The 19,597-nt window shown below is 41.8% G+C and carries 17 protein-coding genes; 16 read left to right on the top strand and 1 reads right to left on the bottom strand.

What is annotated here, in order from left to right:
- Positions 1-24: 24 nt before the first annotated feature.
- Positions 25-822, bottom strand: coding sequence for a type I methionyl aminopeptidase (gene map, locus NE535_RS01070; RefSeq protein ID WP_261296842.1), 798 nt, complete (start codon positions 820-822; stop codon positions 25-27).
- A gap of 352 nt (positions 823-1,174) precedes the next feature.
- Here map and rpsB point away from each other — a divergent pair, with 352 nt between their 5' ends.
- The 16 genes from rpsB to dnaE all read left to right on the top strand — a co-directional run bounded on the left by rpsB (position 1,175) and on the right by dnaE (position 19,584).
- Positions 1,175-1,903 (top strand): 30S ribosomal protein S2, encoded by a 729-nt coding sequence (gene rpsB, locus NE535_RS01065; RefSeq protein WP_188839377.1) that lies wholly within the window; start codon positions 1,175-1,177, stop codon positions 1,901-1,903.
- A gap of 118 nt (positions 1,904-2,021) precedes the next feature.
- The gene (tsf, locus tag NE535_RS01060; protein ID WP_261296841.1) at positions 2,022-2,873 is read left to right on the top strand and encodes a translation elongation factor Ts; all 852 of its coding nucleotides are present in this window, start codon (positions 2,022-2,024) and stop codon (positions 2,871-2,873) included.
- Positions 2,874-2,942: 69 nt separating this feature from the next.
- Positions 2,943-3,674 (top strand): UMP kinase, encoded by a 732-nt coding sequence (pyrH, locus tag NE535_RS01055; protein WP_188839379.1) that lies wholly within the window; start codon positions 2,943-2,945, stop codon positions 3,672-3,674.
- A gap of 145 nt (positions 3,675-3,819) precedes the next feature.
- On the top strand, positions 3,820-4,362 hold the full coding sequence (frr, locus tag NE535_RS01050) for a ribosome recycling factor (RefSeq protein ID WP_188840002.1): 543 nt from the start codon (positions 3,820-3,822) through the stop codon (positions 4,360-4,362).
- Between the two features lie 80 nt (positions 4,363-4,442).
- On the top strand, positions 4,443-5,267 hold the full coding sequence (locus tag NE535_RS01045; RefSeq protein ID WP_261296840.1) for an undecaprenyl pyrophosphate synthase: 825 nt from the start codon (positions 4,443-4,445) through the stop codon (positions 5,265-5,267).
- A 19-nt stretch (positions 5,268-5,286) separates the two neighbouring features.
- On the top strand, positions 5,287-6,144 hold the full coding sequence (locus NE535_RS01040; protein ID WP_261296839.1) for a phosphatidate cytidylyltransferase: 858 nt from the start codon (positions 5,287-5,289) through the stop codon (positions 6,142-6,144).
- 5 nt (positions 6,145-6,149) lie between these two features.
- Positions 6,150-7,340: a 1-deoxy-D-xylulose-5-phosphate reductoisomerase gene (gene ispC / locus NE535_RS01035; RefSeq protein ID WP_261296838.1), complete on the top strand. Its 1,191-nt coding sequence runs from the start codon at positions 6,150-6,152 to the stop codon at positions 7,338-7,340.
- 11 nt (positions 7,341-7,351) lie between these two features.
- Complete coding sequence (gene rseP / locus NE535_RS01030) at positions 7,352-8,722, top strand: sigma E protease regulator RseP (protein WP_261296837.1); 1,371 nt, start codon at positions 7,352-7,354, stop codon at positions 8,720-8,722.
- A gap of 31 nt (positions 8,723-8,753) precedes the next feature.
- A complete protein-coding gene (gene bamA, locus NE535_RS01025; protein ID WP_261296836.1) occupies positions 8,754-11,237 on the top strand; it encodes an outer membrane protein assembly factor BamA in 2,484 nt (827 codons plus the stop codon).
- A 65-nt stretch (positions 11,238-11,302) separates the two neighbouring features.
- Positions 11,303-11,800: an OmpH/Skp family outer membrane protein gene (locus NE535_RS01020; protein ID WP_261296946.1), complete on the top strand. Its 498-nt coding sequence runs from the start codon at positions 11,303-11,305 to the stop codon at positions 11,798-11,800.
- Between the two features lie 25 nt (positions 11,801-11,825).
- On the top strand, positions 11,826-12,848 hold the full coding sequence (lpxD, locus tag NE535_RS01015) for a UDP-3-O-(3-hydroxymyristoyl)glucosamine N-acyltransferase (protein WP_261296835.1): 1,023 nt from the start codon (positions 11,826-11,828) through the stop codon (positions 12,846-12,848).
- A gap of 43 nt (positions 12,849-12,891) precedes the next feature.
- Positions 12,892-13,353 (top strand): 3-hydroxyacyl-ACP dehydratase FabZ, encoded by a 462-nt coding sequence (fabZ, locus tag NE535_RS01010; RefSeq protein WP_261296834.1) that lies wholly within the window; start codon positions 12,892-12,894, stop codon positions 13,351-13,353.
- Entirely contained in the window at positions 13,350-14,120 is a 771-nt protein-coding gene (gene lpxA, locus NE535_RS01005) for an acyl-ACP--UDP-N-acetylglucosamine O-acyltransferase (RefSeq protein ID WP_261296833.1), read from the top strand. Before fabZ ends, lpxA begins: the two co-directional genes overlap by 4 nt.
- 6 nt (positions 14,121-14,126) lie before the next feature.
- Entirely contained in the window at positions 14,127-15,272 is a 1,146-nt protein-coding gene (gene lpxB, locus NE535_RS01000; RefSeq protein ID WP_261296832.1) for a lipid-A-disaccharide synthase, read from the top strand.
- Between the two features lie 19 nt (positions 15,273-15,291).
- A complete protein-coding gene (gene rnhB, locus NE535_RS00995; protein ID WP_261296831.1) occupies positions 15,292-15,927 on the top strand; it encodes a ribonuclease HII in 636 nt (211 codons plus the stop codon).
- Positions 15,928-16,107: 180 nt separating this feature from the next.
- Positions 16,108-19,584 (top strand): DNA polymerase III subunit alpha, encoded by a 3,477-nt coding sequence (gene dnaE, locus NE535_RS00990; protein ID WP_261296830.1) that lies wholly within the window; start codon positions 16,108-16,110, stop codon positions 19,582-19,584.
- Positions 19,585-19,597: the final 13 nt, after the last annotated feature.

Here is a 19,597-nt window from a genome sequence, read left to right as displayed (position 1 = left end):
CGATATCCTTGATTGTTTTATAGATTAAAAGTTAATTATTCTTGGGAAGTCTTCTTCATCACGAAGCGTTAACACTTCAACACCCGTTTCAGTGACTAATAAAGTGTGTTCCCATTGGGCTGAATTTTTGCCATCAGAGGTTGTCACTGTCCAGTTATCATTTTTATCTAATATGGTGGTATGGCGGCCAGCATTAATCATAGGTTCGATAGTAAAACACATACCCGGCTTAATCACGGTTTTGTCATTATTTTTATAATGCACCACTTGAGGCTCTTCATGGAAAACAGCACCAATTCCATGACCACAATAATCTTGCACGATAGAATACTTATCAAGTCCAGTTTTACTTGCTTTGATGAATTTTTCGATACTTGTACCGATTTCGCCTAATTTTGCACCAGGTCTCACCTTTTTAATCGCCAAGTAGAGACTTTCTTGAGCTATGCGACACAAGCGTTTGTCTTTAGGATTGACATCACCAATTAAAAACATTTTTGAGGTGTCACCGTGATAACCATCTTTGATTACAGTAATGTCGATGTTTAAAATGTCACCATCTTTGAGTATGTAATCTGATGGAATGCCATGGCAAATGGTGTCATTGACCGAGGTACAAATAGACTTGGGAAAACCATGGTAATTTAGCGGGGCTGATATGGCCCCTTGCTCTTCAGTATATTGCGCACAAATGGTATTTAATTGATCCGTTGTGATCCCCGCTACAACATGCGGTGCAATCATTTCCAGTACTTGTGCTGCTAGCTTGCCTGCAGCGCGCATTTTTTCAATTTCGTCGGCATTTTTAATGACAATACTCATGGATCTTCTCTTGGTTTTTAACGTTCAAAATGGGCACGTTTAAACTAATCAATTACACGTAAAAAGTTGTGTTTGATCGCTGTTTATGGTATAAAGCGCGCCGTTATGTGTGAGTTCGTGTTTCTTGGTTTGTTTTATCTCACTGAATAAAAAATCACTTCGTTGTGCTTTAATTGTTCAATGTTTCAACAAACTGTCAGAATTTGCGGCTATTATACATGGCAATTAACTTAAATACTAAATCACACACGTATCGACACATTTTTCGGGGTGCTCTTAACGCCATAATGGCTAAGAAGAGTCGAAACATGGGATGCGTGGAGGTCTAACCCCTTACATTAAGGTATATACAATGACTACTGTTTCAATGCGCGACATGCTTCAAGCTGGTGTTCACTTCGGTCACCAAACACGTTACTGGAACCCAAAGATGAAGCCTTTCATCTTCGGTGCTCGCAACGGTGTACACATCATCAACCTTGAGCACACTGTACCAATGTTCAACGAAGCTTTAGCTTTCATTAGCAACGTTGCTTCTAAGAAAGGTAAAGTATTATTTGTTGGTACTAAGCGCGCTGCTGGCGAAGCTATCAAAGAAGCTGCAATTTCTTGTGACCAGTACTATGTTGATCACCGCTGGTTAGGCGGTATGTTAACAAACTGGAAAACTGTTCGTCAGTCAATCAAGCGTCTTAAAGAACTAGAAAGCCAGTCTGTTGACGGTACTTTCGACAAGCTTACTAAGAAAGAAGCTTTAATGCGTTCACGCGAATTAGACAAGTTAGAAAAGTCTTTAGGCGGAATTAAGAACATGGGCGGTTTACCAGACGTATTATTCGTTATCGGTGCTGACCATGAGCATATCGCAATCAAAGAAGCTAACAACCTAGGTATCCCAGTTGTTGCAGTTGTTGATACTAACTCTGCTCCAGACGGTGTTAACTACATCGTTCCTGGTAACGACGATGCGATGCGTGCAATTCGTTTGTACACTTCATCTGTTGCTGCTGCTGCCAACTCTGGCCGTGGTCAAGATTTAGCTGTTCAAGCTGAACAAGACGGTTTCGTAGAAGCTGTTTAATAAGGCGTGATGTTTTTCATCCCCCCTTATTTGCCAATAAGATAATTGGTAAACAGGGGCCTTTGGGCCCCTGTTTTACAAATGCAATATTAGACGAATTTAAATAGAGGATTTAACAATGGCAATTACTGCTGCCCAAGTTAAAGAACTTCGTGACCGCACTGGCGCTGGCATGATGGACTGTAAGAATGCACTGACTGAAACTAACGGTGACATCGAACTAGCGATTGATAACATGCGTAAAAGCGGCGCGGCTAAAGCGGCTAAGAAAGCCGGTAACATCGCTGCTGACGGTACAATTCTAATTAAGAACGGTGAAGGTTTCGCTGCGCTTTTAGAAGTTAACTGTCAAACTGACTTCGTTGCTAAAGATTCTAACTTCTTAGGTTTCGCTAATGCTGTTTTAGATGTTGCTGCAGCATCTAAAGTGACTATCGAAGACTTAAAAGCACAGTTTGAAGAAACGCGTGTTGCACTAGTAACCAAAATCGGTGAAAACATCAATGTTCGTCGCGTTGAGTATATCGATGGGGCTAACCTAGCGTCTTACCGTCACGGTGAGCGCATCGGTGTTGTTGTTGCCGGTGAAGCTGACGAAGAAACGTTAAAGCACATCGCTATGCATGTTGCTGCTTCTAAGCCTGAGTTCGTAAACCCTGAAGACGTACCTGCTGAACTTGTAGAAAGAGAGCAAGCTCTTCAAATCGAAATCGCGATGAATGAAGGCAAGCCTGCTGAAATCGCTGAGAAAATGGTTGTTGGTCGTATGAAGAAGTTCACTGGTGAGATTTCTCTTACTGGTCAAGCTTTCATCATGGAACCAAAGAAAACTGTTGGCGAAATTCTTAAAGAGAAAAAAGCGACAGTATCTAACTTCATTCGTTTAGAAGTGGGTGAAGGTATCGAGAAGAAAGAAGAAGATTTTGCTGCTGAAGTTGCAGCTCAAATCGCTGCTACTAAAAAGGCGTAATCGCTTTTTCTCTATATACCCTAAGACCGCAGCAATCGCTGCGGTCTTGTTATAATCAGGATAAAAATTATGAGCACCAATCCAAAACCTGCATTTAGACGTATTCTGCTTAAATTAAGCGGTGAAGCATTAATGGGCGAAGAAGGCTTCGGCATCGACCCAAAAGTACTTGATCGCATGGCTCAAGAAGTGAAAGAACTTGTTGAACTGGGTATTCAAGTTGGTGTGGTAATTGGTGGTGGTAATCTATTTCGTGGTGAAGGGCTAGCACAAGCTGGCATGAACCGTGTGGTGGGCGATCACATGGGTATGCTAGCAACTGTCATGAATGGCTTAGCCATGAGAGATGCATTGCACCGTGCCTATGTTAATGCGCGCCTGATGTCAGCTATCCCATTAAAAGGGGTGTGTGACGATTATAATTGGGCTGAAGCTATTAGCTTACTAAAATCTGGTCGAGTAGTGATATTTGCCGCTGGTACAGGTAATCCATTTTGTACGACTGACTCTGCAGCATGTCTGCGTGGTATTGAAATCGAAGCGGAAGTGGTATTAAAAGGTACTAAAGTAGACGGTGTTTATTCTGCCGATCCAATGAAAAACCCTGAAGCGGTTAAATACGACACCCTAAGCTTTAATGAAGTTTTAGAGTCTGAATTAAAAGTAATGGATCTTGCAGCCTTTACTATGGCCCGTGACCATAACATCCCAATTTTAGTATTCAACATGAATAAGCCAGGTGCTTTACGCCGTGTTATTATGGGCGAAAGTGAAGGTACAATTATTAGCAGCCAGAAATAATTGCGCTATCACATCTGTTACTGTGTGTCGTAAAATAAACTGCAAATATTGTTTGAGCTGATCCATTGTCTGTACAATTCTTTATCTATCGGCTCGAACTCAATGAATATTGGTTAAAAAGGAAATTATTGTGATTGAAACAATTATGTTAGATGCGCAAGAGCGTATGGGTAAATGTGTAGATGCAACTAAAAATCAAATGGCTAAAGTGCGTACCGGTCGTGCACACCCAAGTTTATTAGATTCAATTCAAGTTTCTTACTATGGTGCAATGACTCCACTTAAGCAAGTGGCTAACATTGGTATTGAAGATTCTCGTACATTGAACGTAACGGTATTTGATCAAACTTTAGTTCAAGCTGTTGAGAAAGCCATTATGTCATCTGATCTTGGTTTGAACCCAATGACAGCGGGCACTTCAATGCGTATTCCGTTACCGGCATTAACTGAAGAACGTCGTAAAGACTTCATTAAAGTTGTCCGTAATGAAGCTGAAAACGGCCGTGTTGCCATCCGTAATGTGCGTCGTGATGCTATTACCGAAGTTAAAAAGTTAGAAAAAGCCAAAGAATGCACTGAAGACGATGTACGTCGTAGTGAAGATAGCGTACAAAAATTTACTGATGCAGCAATTAAAAATGTTGATCAGCTATTAGCTGCAAAAGAAAAAGAGTTAATGGAAGTCTAAACTTCAGCGTTCAACGCTAGAGTTAATACGCCGTGTAAGGGTATACTACACGGCGTTTGTTTTTTATAGGGTCGTTGTTGATGTCATCTACAAATGATTATGGATCAGGTGTTACAACTTCTTCTGAGTTAGTGACGTCTGAAGTCTTACCTGGACAATTATCGGATATCGTTAGGCAGTCTTTGCCCAAGCATGTGGCTATCATTATGGATGGCAATGGTCGTTGGGCTCAGAATAAGAGTATGCCTCGAGTGGTAGGTCATAAAGCAGGTGTTAAAGCTGTTAGACGCATAGTGAGTGCAGCAAGCCAATTAGGTATTGCCTCTTTAACGCTGTTTGCATTTTCGAGTGAGAATTGGCGCAGACCAGATAAAGAAGTTAATTTGTTGATGGAGCTTTTTTTCAGTGTGTTACAACGTGAAATTAAGCGCTTAGATAAAAATCAAGTTAAGCTCAATATTATTGGCGACATCAGTCGATTCTCAGCACGTTTACAAGCTCAAATCGCCCAGGCTCAAGACAAGACACAAGATAACACAGGGTTAATTCTTAATGTTGCTGCTAACTACGGCGGACGTTGGGATATCATCCAGGCTGCTCAAAAATTAGCTGAAAAAGTCGAAAGTGGCGAAATCAGCAGCAGTCAGATGACCGAAGAGGCATTAAATCAACATTTGAGCATGCAAAATCAAAGCGAAGTTGATTTAATGATAAGAACGGGCGGTGATTACCGCATTAGTAACTTTATTTTATGGCAGGCCGCCTATGCTGAGTTAGTGTTCACAGAAACACTTTGGCCTGATTTTGATGAGAAGGCTTTTCATCATGCACTGGCAACTTTTGCCAGCCGTCAGCGCCGTTTCGGTTTGACTGGGAGTCAAATAGAAGAAATACGGGCGCTTTAATCTTAAGAGGATTATTTTTTTGCTAAAACAACGAATAATAACAGCACTTTGTTTAATCCCACTTGTGTTAGTCGGTATATTTGGGGTTCCTTCTGTGTATTTTGCATGGTGTTTAGTCCCTATTTTTGCCATTGCAGCGAAAGAGTGGGGATGCTTTATCGATAAAGAGTGCAATATCACTCAATGGTCTTTTACCATCACAGTAACCGTATTGTTGATTGCGATTAACGTGTTATTTCCAGCAGACAGCTTATGGTTCAAAGGGCATTTGCAACCGATGTTTTTAGCGATTATTAGCATTGGTGTCGTGTGGTGGGTTGTTAGCACTTTGCTGGTATTTAGTTTCCCTAAGAGCGCAGCACTATGGCGCAATAGCCATATGCTAAAATCGATGTTTGGCCAGCTAACCTTAATCCCTTGTTTTGTATCTTTAATTACCCTTAAATCATTAAGTAGCCAAGCCGATCCGTATTTTGGTGGAATATTAGTGCTGATTGTGATGTTAATCGTTTGGGCAACAGATACTGGCGCTTATTTTGCTGGTAGAACGCTTGGCAAACATAAATTAATGCCTAACGTCAGCCCAGCTAAAACGCTAGAAGGATTAGCGGGTGGGTTACTGACAACCCTGTTAATTGTTGCTGGGGTGATGTATGTTTCTCCTCAACAAGAGTTAGGCTTGTTGGTTGTTGTCACCCTAATTACAGCCTTGGCATCAGCATTTGGCGATTTATCTGAAAGTATGTTTAAACGCGTTGCGGTTATTAAAGATTCAGGCACCATTTTACCAGGACACGGTGGCATACTTGATCGAATCGACAGCTTAACAGCTGCGTTTCCTGTGTTTACGTTAATCTATATTGCCATGTGGATGTGATGCCAATGCAAAACATGGTTATCCTAGGCGCCACAGGATCAATTGGCGCAAGCACCTTGAGTGTGGTCACTCAAAATCCAGATAAATATGCTGTTTATGCGCTTGTTGCAAATGCTAGCGTTGATAAAATGCTCGGTTTATGCGAGACACATCAACCTGTGTTTGCTCATATGGTTGATCAACAAGCTGCGCTGAAACTTAAGCGTGCGTTACCCTCATCTTGTAAAACTATCGTTACCTCAACCCCTGAGGAATTAACGGCTTTAGTTACCCACAGTGACGTTGATACTGTTATGGCTGCCATTGTAGGCGCTGCCGGGTTAGTGCCTACATTTGCCGCTGTTAAGGCTGGTAAAAGAGTACTACTGGCCAATAAAGAAGCCTTAGTGATGTCTGGTGAACTGTTTATGCAAACCGCAAAGGCATCGGGAGCGACGATACTCCCCGTCGATAGCGAGCATAACGCGATTTTTCAATGCATGCCTCAAGCCGTTCAAAATAACTTAGGTTTTTGCGATATGGCTGCTGAAGGCATTTCGCATATCCTATTAACAGGTTCGGGCGGTCCTTTTTTAACGACTGACCTATCTATTTTACCAAGTGTGACACCCGATCAGGCTTGTAAGCATCCGAATTGGTCAATGGGCAGAAAAATATCTGTTGATTCAGCATCGATGATGAATAAGGGCTTAGAATACATCGAAGCGCGTTGGCTATTTAATACCATGCCTGAGCAGCTTAAAGTGGTTATTCACCCTCAAAGTGTTATTCATTCCATGGTGCAATACAAAGATGGTTCGGTTCTTGCTCAGATGGGTAATCCTGATATGCGTACGCCAATTGCTCATTGTATGAGCTATCCACAAAGAATTTTAGCTGGTGTTGAACCTTTAGACTTTTTCAAAGTCGGAGAGTTAAGCTTTTTAGAACCTGATTTTGATCGTTTTCCGTGTTTAAAGTTAGCGATAGATGCTTGCCAACAAGGGCAAGAAGCTACCACGGTATTAAATGCGGCTAATGAAATTGCCGTTGACGCTTTTTTACAGGGAATAATTAAATTTACCGATATTGCTGTCGTCAATGAACAATGCCTTGTATCGTTCAATCCGTCAGCTTTAAAGACGATAGAAGATATTATTGCTTTAGACAGCGAAGCACGCCGATTGGCTTTATCTAAAATTAAAGCGTTAGTGTAACTAGGAGTAAAATGTTCGATTTTTTGTGGAATTTAGGTTCATTTATTATTGCTCTTGGTATTTTAATTACCGTCCATGAGTATGGTCATTTTTGGGTTGCACGAAAGTGTGGCGTTAAAGTCGAAAAATTTTCCATTGGCTTTGGCAAAGCTATTTGGCGTAAAGTCGGTCAAGATGGTACCGAATATGTGGTTGCCATGATCCCTTTGGGTGGCTTTGTAAAGATGCTTGATGAGCGGGTTGAAGATGTACCTGCCGATATGCTAAATCAAGCGTTTAATCGTAAAACAGTTTGGCAGCGTATTGCCATTGTTGCTGCAGGGCCATTAGCTAACTTTGCCTTTGCGATTGTTGCTTTATATGCCATGTATTTAATCGGTGTTCCGTCGATTAAACCCGTTATAGATTCAACTAAAGTTAATTCGCCCGCAGCTGTGATTCAGTTATCGGAACCACAGCAAATTATCGCTATTTCAGGTCAAGATGTTCGCAACTGGGAAGAGGTTAATTTTGCCTTGGTTGGACATATTGGTAATGACAGTGTTGATGTGACTTTGGCGCCATTGTCAAGAATGGACGGTATTGATGATAAAGGTAAAACTTATCAACTCGATACCCGTGAGTGGAGATTTGATCCTGAAAAAGAATCACCGATTACCGCGTTAGGTTTAGGGATATTCAGACCTGGAATTAATCCTATTATTGCCGCAATATCAGAAAATAGTGCGGCACAAATAGCAGGTTTAATGATTGGCGATACAATTTTATCGATAAATCAACAGCCTTACAAAGATTGGAATAGCTTTGTCGATGTGGTACAAACATCTGCTAATAAGCCGCTTAGTGTAGATATTGAGCGAGCAGGCGAACTGTTGCAAATTGAGGTTGTGCCACAGGCTCAAACCAATGACAATGGTGACACAATCGGTATTATTGGTATTAGCCCCACCGCAGCGCAATGGCCTGAAAATATGCGCTTTGATTTAGAATATGGCATGATAGATTCCGTGTCCGCCGCTGTCGATAAAACATGGCAGCTTGTGGTGGTTAGTTTCAAAATGATAGGTAAATTATTTACCGGCGATGTGTCGGTGAAAAATCTAAGTGGACCCATTTCGATTGCGCAAGGAGCTGGTGCGAGCGCAAATTATGGATTGGTGTATTTTCTTGGATTTATCGCACTAATTAGCGTGAACCTAGGTATTATCAATTTAATGCCTTTACCCGTGCTAGATGGTGGACACTTGCTGTATTACTTTATTGAAGTGATTACGGGTAAGCCTGTACCTGAAAAGGTGCAGGAAATTGGATTCAGGTTTGGCGCAGCTTTGCTGCTAATGTTGATGAGTGTAGCGCTTTTCAACGATTTTGCCCGACTCTGAGCAAGGACAGACTAATAATTAGAAGTGCTCTATGAGATTGAATAAACTATTTGCATCGATGTTATTCGTCGGCGCGTCTTTTGCAGGGAACGGTTGGGCAAATACATTCCAGCCATTTGAAGTCACAGACATTCAAGTTGAAGGTCTACAACGTGTAGCATTAGGAGCTGCATTGTTAAACTTGCCGGTTAAAGTCGGTGACACAGTTGATCAAGTTAAATTACAACAGGCGATAAAAAGCTTATATGGTTCAACAAACTTTGAAACCATTAGCGTAAGCCATGAGGCTGGCGTGTTGTATGTTACAGTTAAAGAACGTCCTACCATTAGTGCGGTGACGTTTGAAGGCAACAAAGATATTAAAGATGAGCAGCTTCAAGAAAGTCTTGATGGCTCAGGTGTTAAAATTGGTGAGTCTTTGGACCGCACCATGCTTTCTGGTATCGAAAAAGGCTTACAAGACTTTTATTACGGTGTGGGTAAATACGGCGCTAAGGTTCAAGCGCAAGTTATCAATTTACCGCGTAATCGTGTGGAGTTAAAATTTAATTTTACTGAAGGCTTAGCCGCTGAAATTCGTCAAATTAACGTAGTAGGGAACACTGTTTTCAGTGATTCTGAATTAATCAGCATGCTGGAGTTGAAAGACTTTGTTGCCTGGTGGGATGTATTTGGTGAGCGCCGCTATCAAAAGCAAAAACTTCAGGCTGACTTAGAAACCATTAAAACGTATTACCATAACCAAGGGTATATTCGTTTTGATGTTACTTCTACACAAGTGGCTATGACACCTGATCGTAAAGGGCTTTATATTACCATCAACGTCGATGAAGGTGAAAAATATAAAGTTAAAGACATTAACTTAACGGGCGATTTAATGGGTCGTGAAGAGTTAATGCGTGCCATTTTACCTATCAAAGCAGGCAATATGTACAACGGTGCAGATGTGACTTTCACCGAAGAAATGTACAGTAAATATCTGGGCCGTTTTGGTTATGCTTATCCTGAAGTGAAAACCTATCCTGAAATTGATGATGAGAACAAAGAAGTTGTCCTTAATATCAATATTAAACCAGGTAAGCGTGTTTATGTGCGCAGTATTAATTTTACTGGCAACGCGGTGACTAAAGATGAAGTCATGCGTCGTGAACTTCGTCAAATGGAAGGTGCTTGGTTAAACTCAGCTCAAATTGAACAATCCAAAGCGCGTTTAAATCGATTGGGCTATTTTGAAACCGTTGATACTGAAACCATTCAGGTACCAGGTAGTGATGATTTAGTGGATGTCGCTGTTAGTGTTAAAGAACAGCCCTCTGGCTCATTTAATGCTGGTGTAGGCTACGGTACTGAATCTGGTGTGAGTTTACAGTTTGGTGTAGAACAAAATAACTTCTTAGGTACAGGTAACCAAGCGGGTATTAGCATCAACACTAACAAGTATTCGAAAAGTGCCAATATTTCATATACCGATCCTTACTTCACCAAAGACGGCGTGAGTTTAGGTGGCAGTGTTTATTGGAACGAATTTGATGCGAATGAGGCTAACCTTGAACGCTATAAGAATAAATCTTATGGTGTAGCAGTTAATTCGGGTTTCCCTATTAACGAAAATAATCGTTTAAACGGTGGTATAGGTTATCGTCATAACGCGATTTCTGAAATTTCTGCTTATGAACAAGCACTACGCTTTTATAATGTATACCGTGATAGTGAAGATCCTAATGCTGATTTAAGCTTTGATAATTTCGAATTAAATGCCGGTTGGTATAGAAGTACATTAAACCGCGGAACATTCCCAACGGATGGTTCATCACAGCGTTTAAGTGGAAAAATGACTGTGCCAGGTTCGGATCTGCAGTATTTTAAAACAGATTTCGACACTAACTTCTATTTCCCACTAACACGTAAACACAGCTTCGTGATTTTGACGCGAGCGCGTTTAGGCTATGCAAATGGCTATGGACAGTTTAACGATAATGATCAAATTCTACCGTTTTGGGAAAACTATTACTCAGGTGGTAGCAGTTCATTACGCGGATTTAAATCAAACTCAGTCGGTCCTCGTTCATTTTACTTAATGCGTGGTACCGAGCCATGTGCACCTGATCCGTCAGGAGATGGTTGTAGTTTGCCTAGTGACCCGAATGAAATTTATGTTAACCAAGGCCGTTCAATCGGTGGTAATGCCATCGCAACCGCTAGCCTTGAGTTAATTGTGCCAACACCATTTTTGGATGAAGCATATACCAATTCTGTTCGTACCAGTTTCTTCGTTGATGCCGGTAACGTATGGGATACTGAGTTTGACTATGATTCATATAGAAACCTTCCTGCTGATGAATTTAATAAGCTTGAAGACTTTAGTGATCCGAGTCGAATACGTGCTTCTTGGGGGATGAGTGTCCAGTGGCTTTCTCCTATGGGGCCGATGGTGTTTAGTTTGGCTTGGCCGCTTAAAGAATACGAAGACGATGAAACAGAGATTTTCTCGTTCAATATTGGCAAAACGTTCTAAAATGAATACACTCGGCAAGTTTTGCTGAACAAGTGTCTATTAACAAGGAGTCTACTTTGAAAAAGATGGTCAATCGCGCATTAGTAACATTAGCTTTTTTAGCTGTACCTATGATGGCGCACGCTGAAAAAATTGCCGTAGTGGATATGGGCGAAGTATTTGAACAATTACCACAACGTGAACAAATCTCAAAATCATTAAAAGTTGAATTTGGTGATCGTGTTGCTGAAGTCCAAAAAATGCAGGAAGAAATGCGTTCAATGGTTGAAAAGCAGCAACGTGATGGTGCGTTAATGAGTGATACTCAAAAAACTGACATGGTTCGTAAAATGGAATCGTTGAAGTCTGAGTTTCAATTAAAAGGCAAAGCACTTGATGAAGATATGCGTCGTCGTCAAGGTGAAGAGCAAAATAAACTGCTAGTACAAGTTCAAAAAGTGATTAATACCATTGCTGAAAAAGAAAAATATGACATGGTATTACAGCGTGGTGCGGTAATTTTTGTTAAGCCTGATGCTGATATTAGCGGCAAAGTGGTTGAAGCATTAAGTAAAGGTAAATAAGCCCGAACGTTAAGGCAAAGGTACTATGCAACAAATGACTTTAAAAGAGATTGGCCAGCTGCTAAATGCAACTATTCGTGGGGATGATTCAATTATCATCCATACTGTAGCAACACTTGAAGATGCGGCAGAAGGTCAAATTTCTTTTCTAGCCAATAGTAAATATCGCGCTCAACTTGAGGCAACTCAAGCGAGCGCGATATTATTGAGTGAGAAAGAAGCAGAATTTTATCAAGGAATAGCTGTCATTGTCGCTGACCCTTACGTGGCATTTGCACGTTTAGCCCAGCATCTTGATACGACCCCCAAAGCAGCCATCGGTATACATCCTAGTGCCCAAATTGATACGTCAGCCAAGCTTGGCGAAAATGTGTCGATTGGTGCTAATGCGGTTATATGTGCCAATGTAATTCTCAGTGATAACGTGCAAATTGGTGCGGGTACTGTAGTGGGGGAATCCAGCATAATTGGTAAAAATACACGTTTATGGGCTAATGTGACGGTTTACCATAATGTGCATATTGGTTCTGATTGTATTATTCATTCCTCAACCGTTATTGGTTCTGATGGTTTTGGCTATGCCAATGAGCGCGGTAATTGGATTAAAATTCCACAAACTGGCGGTGTTAGAATTGGTAATAATGTCGAAATAGGTGCTTGTACCAGCATTGATCGTGGTGCGTTATCGCATACTGAAATCCACGACGGCGTTATCATCGATAACCAAGTGCAAGTTGCCCATAATGTTATTATTGGACAAAACACTGCTATTGCAGGTAATACTACACTAGCGGGCAGTGTGGTTATTGGTAAATACTGTATTGTAGGTGGCCATTGCGCTATTTCTGGTCATTTGTCTATCGCAGATGGTACTCATATTAGTGGTGCGACTAATGTGACAAGTGTGATTAGAGACAAAGGCGTTTATTCTTCAGCCACAGTCGCCATGGAAAACAAGTTGTGGCGCCGAAACACAGTCAGGTTCCGCCATTTAGATGATCTATTTAATCGAGTTAAAAAACTCGAAAAATCATCAGAATCTGAATAACTGTTAGCTATAAAACTCATTCACTTGAGTTAAGGAATCAAGAGTGTCGAACCAATTAAATACAATGGATATTAAAGAAATCCTTAAATATCTTCCACATAGATATCCATTTTTACTCATAGATCGCGTATTAGATTACACAGTTGGTGAACAACTGCATGCGATAAAGAACGTGACAATTAACGAACCTTTCTTTCAAGGTCACTTCCCTGTAGCACCTGTTATGCCTGGTGTGTTGATTTTAGAAGCAATGGCGCAAGCTACGGGTCTACTTGCTTTTAAAACAATGAGTACAGAGCCTTCACCAGATGTGTTGTATTATTTTGCTGGTATTGATAAAGCGCGTTTTAAACGAGTTGTAGAACCCGGAGATCAAATTCATTTTCACGTTAAAATGATTAAAGAGCGTCGCGGAATTGGTGTTTTCGTTGGTGAAGCTCTTGTCGATGGCGAAGTCGTTTGTTCCGCTGAAATTATGTGTGCCCGAAGAGAGATTCAAAAGTGATTGATAAACTAGCATTTGTTCACCCTGATGCAAAAATTGGTAATAATGTCACCATAGGCCCTTGGACGTATATTGGTGCCGATGTTGAAATTGGTGATGATACCTGGATCAGTTCACATGTTGTGGTTAAAGGCCCGACGGTGATAGGCAAAGGTAATCGCATTTTTCAATTCGCCTCAGTTGGTGAAGAGTGTCAAGACAAAAAATACGCTGGTGAACCGACACGTTTAATCATGGGTGATAATAATATCATTCGCGAGTCAGTCACCATTCATCGCGGCACTGTTCAAGATAATAGTGAAACTCGTATTGGTTCGAATAATTTGTTCATGGCGTATGTGCACATTGCCCACGACTGCGTTGTTGGCAACAATGTCATTATGGCAAATAATGCCTCTATTGCTGGCCATGTTCATGTTGGCGATCATGTGATTCTTGGTGGCATGACTGGTGTGCATCAGTTTGTGCATATTGGTGCGCATGCGTTTACTGCAGGTTCATCGACAATTTTTCAAGATGTACCTCCATTCGTCATGGCAGCTGGCAGCCCAGCTATTCCTCGTGGTTTAAATGTTGAAGGGTTAAAGCGTCGCGGTTTTAGCAAAGAAACTCAACATGCTATTCGTCGAACCTACAAAGCCTTATACCGCAAAAATCTAACTATTGATGAAGCGTTGGCCGAGATAGCTGTCGATGCTGAAAATGACCCATATGTGCAATCTATGGTCGATTTTATTACAACCTCTTCACGTGGGATTATTCGATAGTTAAAAATGAGCAAATCTACTCCCCCAATATTTGCCATGGTCGCCGGAGAAATCTCCGGCGATATTCTTGGTGCCGGATTAATAAAATCGCTTAAATTGCGCTATCCAGATGCGACATTCGTTGGCATTGGTGGACCCCGCATGCAAGCTTTAGGCTTTCAATCCTGGTTTTCGATGGAAGAACTGGCTGTGATGGGAATAGTGGAAGTGCTGTCTCGTTTGCCCCGATTATTAAAAGTTCGTGCCAGTTTGATTGAGCAGATTTGTGCTATTAAACCTGATTGTTTTATTGGTATTGATGCACCAGACTTTAATATTGGCCTTGAGCTTAAGTTAAAAAATAAAGGTTTTAAAACGGTTCATTATGTTAGCCCCTCTGTATGGGCATGGCGACCAAAACGTATTTTTAAAATTGCTAAAGCAACTAACATGGTGTTGTCATTATTACCATTTGAAAAAGCATTTTATGATAAACATGATGTTCCTTGCACTTTTGTCGGTCATACGCTAGCTGATGATATCCCGATGCAAAGCGACAAGTTAGCAGCACGCACACAATTGGGGTTAGATGCCGAAGCGGAGTACCTAGCGATTTTACCCGGTTCTCGAGGTGGCGAGTTAGCGCAACTTGCTGAGCCTTTTCTCAAAGCGGCTAAGTTAGTTAAAGATGCCTATCCCGACATTAAGTTTGTGACTCCTGTTGTTAACGCGGCACGACGTAAACAGTTTATTGAAGCGTTGGAAAAATATGCTCCTGATTTAGCTATCGATATTATCGATGGTCAGTCGCGAGAAGTGATGGCTGCTGCCGACTGTATTTTATTAGCTTCAGGCACAGCAACTTTAGAGGCCATGTTAGTAAAGCGTCCTATGATAGTGTCTTATCGTGTTAGTCCCATAACTTACGCGATAGCGGTACGCATGATGCAAATTTCTAATTATTCTTTACCCAATTTATTGGCGAACGAAACCATAGTGCCAGAATTAATTCAAGCTGATTGTCAGCCTCAATTAATCGCAGATGCTGTTATCAATCAGTTGGATAAAGACTTTTCTCCCCTTAGAGCTCGATTCGAACAATTGCACCAATTACTCAAATGCAATGCCAGTGAGCGCGCAGCAGATGCCGTTGTCGCGTTAATTGAAGTTTAATTAAGTTAACGAGATCCCAATGACTAACTTCGCTTTGCCAACAGTGATTAAGAATATTACCCCTGAGCAAGTGGCTCTATTATCACAAGGGTGCATCGCGGGCGTTGACGAGGTTGGCCGTGGGCCATTAGTCGGTGACGTTGTTACTGCAGCCGTTATATTAGATCCACGTCGTCCTATTGACGGCTTAAATGACTCTAAAAAGTTATCCGAAAAGCGCCGAAACGCCCTATATCTGACGATATATGAGAATGCGCTAGCGATTAGTGTGGGACGTGCTAGTCCGCAAGAAATCGATGAGCTTAATATTCTACACGCCACCATGCTAGCCATGCAGCGTGCAGTGGCAGGGCTAGGGATCACTCCACAGAAGGTGCTTGTTGATGGAAATCGTGTACCAGATTTTGGTATTCAATCACATGCCATTATCAAAGGCGACGGTTTGGTGAGCGCCATTAGCGCGGCATCAATCATCGCCAAAGTGGTAAGAGATCAAGAAATGCTTGAGCTTGACGCTAAACACCCGCAGTATGGTTTTGCTAAGCATAAAGGTTATCCAACTAAAGCACATTTTGACGCCCTAGCGGAATTTGGTGTGTTAGATGAGCATCGTAAAAGCTTTAAACCTGTTGCCGATAGATTAAATCAGCGATAGTTTACTTTTAAAGCTAATATTGTCACCGTGGTAAGGTTTCATTTTTATATCACTGTCAAAGTCATCTTCTTACCGTGACAGCTAAGTTATTGGCAGTGATTTGAATGTTTGTTAATCTAGCCGATATTTTCAATTGCATTTTTGCATCTCTTTTATCATCGAATAATAAGAATTTTATCTATGTCCGATCCTCGTTTTGTGCATTTACGCGTTCACAGTGATTTTTCCATGTGTGATGGTGTTGCTAAGGTAAAACCTATCTTAGCAGCGGCGGAAGCGCAGGGTATGGCGGCATTAGCTTTGACCGACCAAAATAATTTTTGTGGTTTGGTAAAGTTTTATGGTGGCGCGCACGGGGTGGGCATTAAGCCTATTATCGGTGCTGATTTTTGGATGCAAGTACCGGGGTTTGACAAGGAGCTTTGTGCCTTAACCATTATCGCGATGGATAATGATGGCTATCAAAATTTAACTCAGCTTATCAGTGAAGCTTACCTACGTGGTCAAGTTAACGGCCGAGTGGTTATCGATCAATCTTGGCTTGTCACCTATAACAAAGGGATTTTAATTTTATCGGGAGCCAAAGAAGGCGATATCGGTAAAGCCTTATTAAAAGGAAACCAGGGGCAGGTAGATGAGTTGGTCAACTTCTACCAAACACACTTTAATGATCGATATTATCTCGAGCTTATCCGCACTAACCGCCCCGATGAAGAACGCTATTTGCACATGGCGGTTGAATTGGCATCAAAAATGTCAATTCCTGTAGTCGCAACGAATCAGGTGGTGTTTTTAAAGCCGGATGACTTTGAATCACATGAAATTCGGGTGGCTATTCATGATGGCTTCACCCTTGCGGATCCCCGCCGACCTAAAACCTACAGTGCCGAACAGTATCTTCGTAGTGAAGATGAAATGTGCGAACTTTTTAAAGATATTCCTTCAGCTATCAGTAACACAGTAGAAATAGCTAAACGCTGTAACGTCACTATTCGCTTGCATGAATACTTTTTGCCTAATTTTCCTACCGGTGATTTGTCTATTGAAGACTTTTTGGTCGAAGTATCGGAAAAAGGCCTTGAAGAGCGTCTAGAGTTTTTATTTCCAGATCCGGCTGTTCGATTGGAAAGAAGAGGCGAGTACGACGAGCGTCTTGAGATTGAGCTCAAAGTGATTAATCAAATGGGATTCCCTGGTTATTTCTTAATCGTAATGGAATTTATCCAATGGGGTAAAGATCATGGTATTCCGGTTGGTCCAGGTCGTGGTTCAGGAGCGGGGTCTTTAGTGGCCTATGCGCTAAAGATTACTGACCTTGACCCATTAGAATATGATTTGCTGTTTGAGCGTTTTTTGAATCCTGAACGTGTTTCAATGCCCGATTTTGACGTCGACTTTTGTATGGACAGACGTGATGAGGTGATTGACCATGTAGCAGATCTCTATGGCCGTGAAGCGGTATCGCAAATTATTACCTTCGGTACCATGGCCGCCAAAGCGGTTGTGCGTGACGTAGGCCGAGTATTAGGCCATCCCTATGGTTTTGTTGAACGTCTTACTAAGATGATCCCAGCAGAACCGGGTATGACCCTTGCCAAAGCATTTGAAGTAGAGCCTGCGCTGCCTGAAGCCTATGCCGCAGATGAAGATGTCAAAGAGCTTATCGACATGTGTCGACGCTTAGAAGGTGTTACTAGAAATGCTGGTAAACACGCCGGTGGTGTGGTTATCGCGCCAACCCGTATTACTGATTTCTCACCATTATATTGTGATGCTGAAGGCTTAAACCCTGTTACTCAGTTCGATAAAAATGACGTTGAAACAGCGGGATTAGTTAAATTCGATTTCTTGGGCTTACGCACTTTAACCATCATTGACTGGGCGCTGCAGATGATCAATCCGCGTCTGGCCAAAGAGGGTAAAGATCCTGTTCGCATTGAAGCTATTAAGCTTGATGACCCTGCCTGTTTTAGATTATTGCAAAAATATGAAACTACCGCGGTGTTCCAGCTCGAATCTCGCGGCATGAAAGACCTGATTAAGCGTCTACAGCCAGACTGTTTTGAAGATATGATTGCGTTAGTTGCGCTATTCCGTCCAGGTCCTTTGCAATCAGGTATGGTTGATAACTTCATTGAGCGTAAACATGGCCGAGAAGAAGTGTCTTACCCTGACGCACAATATCAACATGAATCCCTCAAAGAACTGTTATCGCCCACTTACGGTATTATCTTGTATCAAGAGCAGGTGATGCAGATTGCACAGGTTCTATCAGGTTATACCCTAGGCGGGGCAGATATGCTGCGTCGTGCTATGGGTAAGAAAAAACCTGAAGAAATGGCCAAACAGCGCAGTATCTTTAAAGAGGGCGCGATCCAAAACGGCGTTGACGGCGACCTGTCGATGAAAATCTTCGATTTGGTTGAAAAGTTCGCTGGTTATGGTTTCAACAAATCGCATTCAGCTGCTTACGCATTAGTTTCTTACCAAACTTTGTGGTTAAAAACCCATTTTCCTGCGCAATTTATGGCGGCGGTAATGTCTGCCGATATGGATAACACAGATAAAATTGTTACCCTGGTAGATGAATGCGAGCGCATGGGATTACCGTTAATTCCGCCGGATGTAAATAAGGGACTGTTTAAGTTCACCGTTGATGATGATCTTAATATTGTTTATGGCATTGGCGCAATTAAAGGGGTGGGTGAAGGCCCTGTCGACTCAATCCTCGAGGCGCGTAAAGATGGACCTTTTATCGATTTATTCGATTTCTGTGCCCGTATTGATTTAAAGAAGCTGAATAAACGGGTAATAGAAAAACTGATTTGCGCAGGGGCATTGGACAATCTTGGCCCGCATCGCGCATCTATGATGGCAACCTTGCCTGAGGCCATCAAAGCCGCTGCTCAACATGCCAAAGCGCAAGAGATTGGTCAGCATGACATGTTCGGCTTGCTCAATGATGAGCCCGATGATAACAAACAGCAGTTTGTTGAATGTACGCCTTGGCCTGATAAAATTTGGCTTGAAGGTGAGCGTGATACCTTAGGGCTATATTTAACAGGGCATCCGATAAATCAATATTTAGCAGAGCTTAAGCAATACACTTCGGGGCGTTTAAAAGACATTCACCCGACTGAGCGGGGTAAAACCGTGAAAGCCGCTGGTTTGGTGGTGGCGACTCGGGTCATGATCACTAAGCGAGGTTCCAAAATGGGCTTAGTCACGTTAGATGATAAAAGCGCCCGTTTAGAGGTCATGCTTTTTACTGAACCGTTTGAAAAATTTGGCCATTTATTGGAAAAAGACCGTATTTTAATTTGTGAAGGCGATGTCAGTTTTGATGACTTTGCCGGCGGTAACAGGATGAATGGCCGAAACATTATTGAAATAGGCGAAGCCAGAAGTCATTTTGCTAAAGCCGTTGAGTTGAATATTCAAACCCAGATGTTATCACCAGAATGGCTCAATCAGTTTAAAGAAACCTTACAACCTTGGAAAAGCGGTGCTGTACCGGTAGTGATTAATTACACTAAAGAAGGCGCTTGCGGAAGATTAACATTAGGCGATGAATGGCGTGTCAATCCATCCGATGATTTGATGCTAGCGTTAGAAACGCAACTTGGGTCAAGTAATGTCAAAATTGTATTTAATTAATCGTGAATAACAG

It is taken from the genome of Shewanella holmiensis (assembly GCF_025370255.1).
GTDB lineage: Bacteria > Pseudomonadota > Gammaproteobacteria > Enterobacterales > Shewanellaceae > Shewanella > Shewanella holmiensis.
This window is presented reverse-complemented; position numbering and strand designations above follow the sequence as displayed.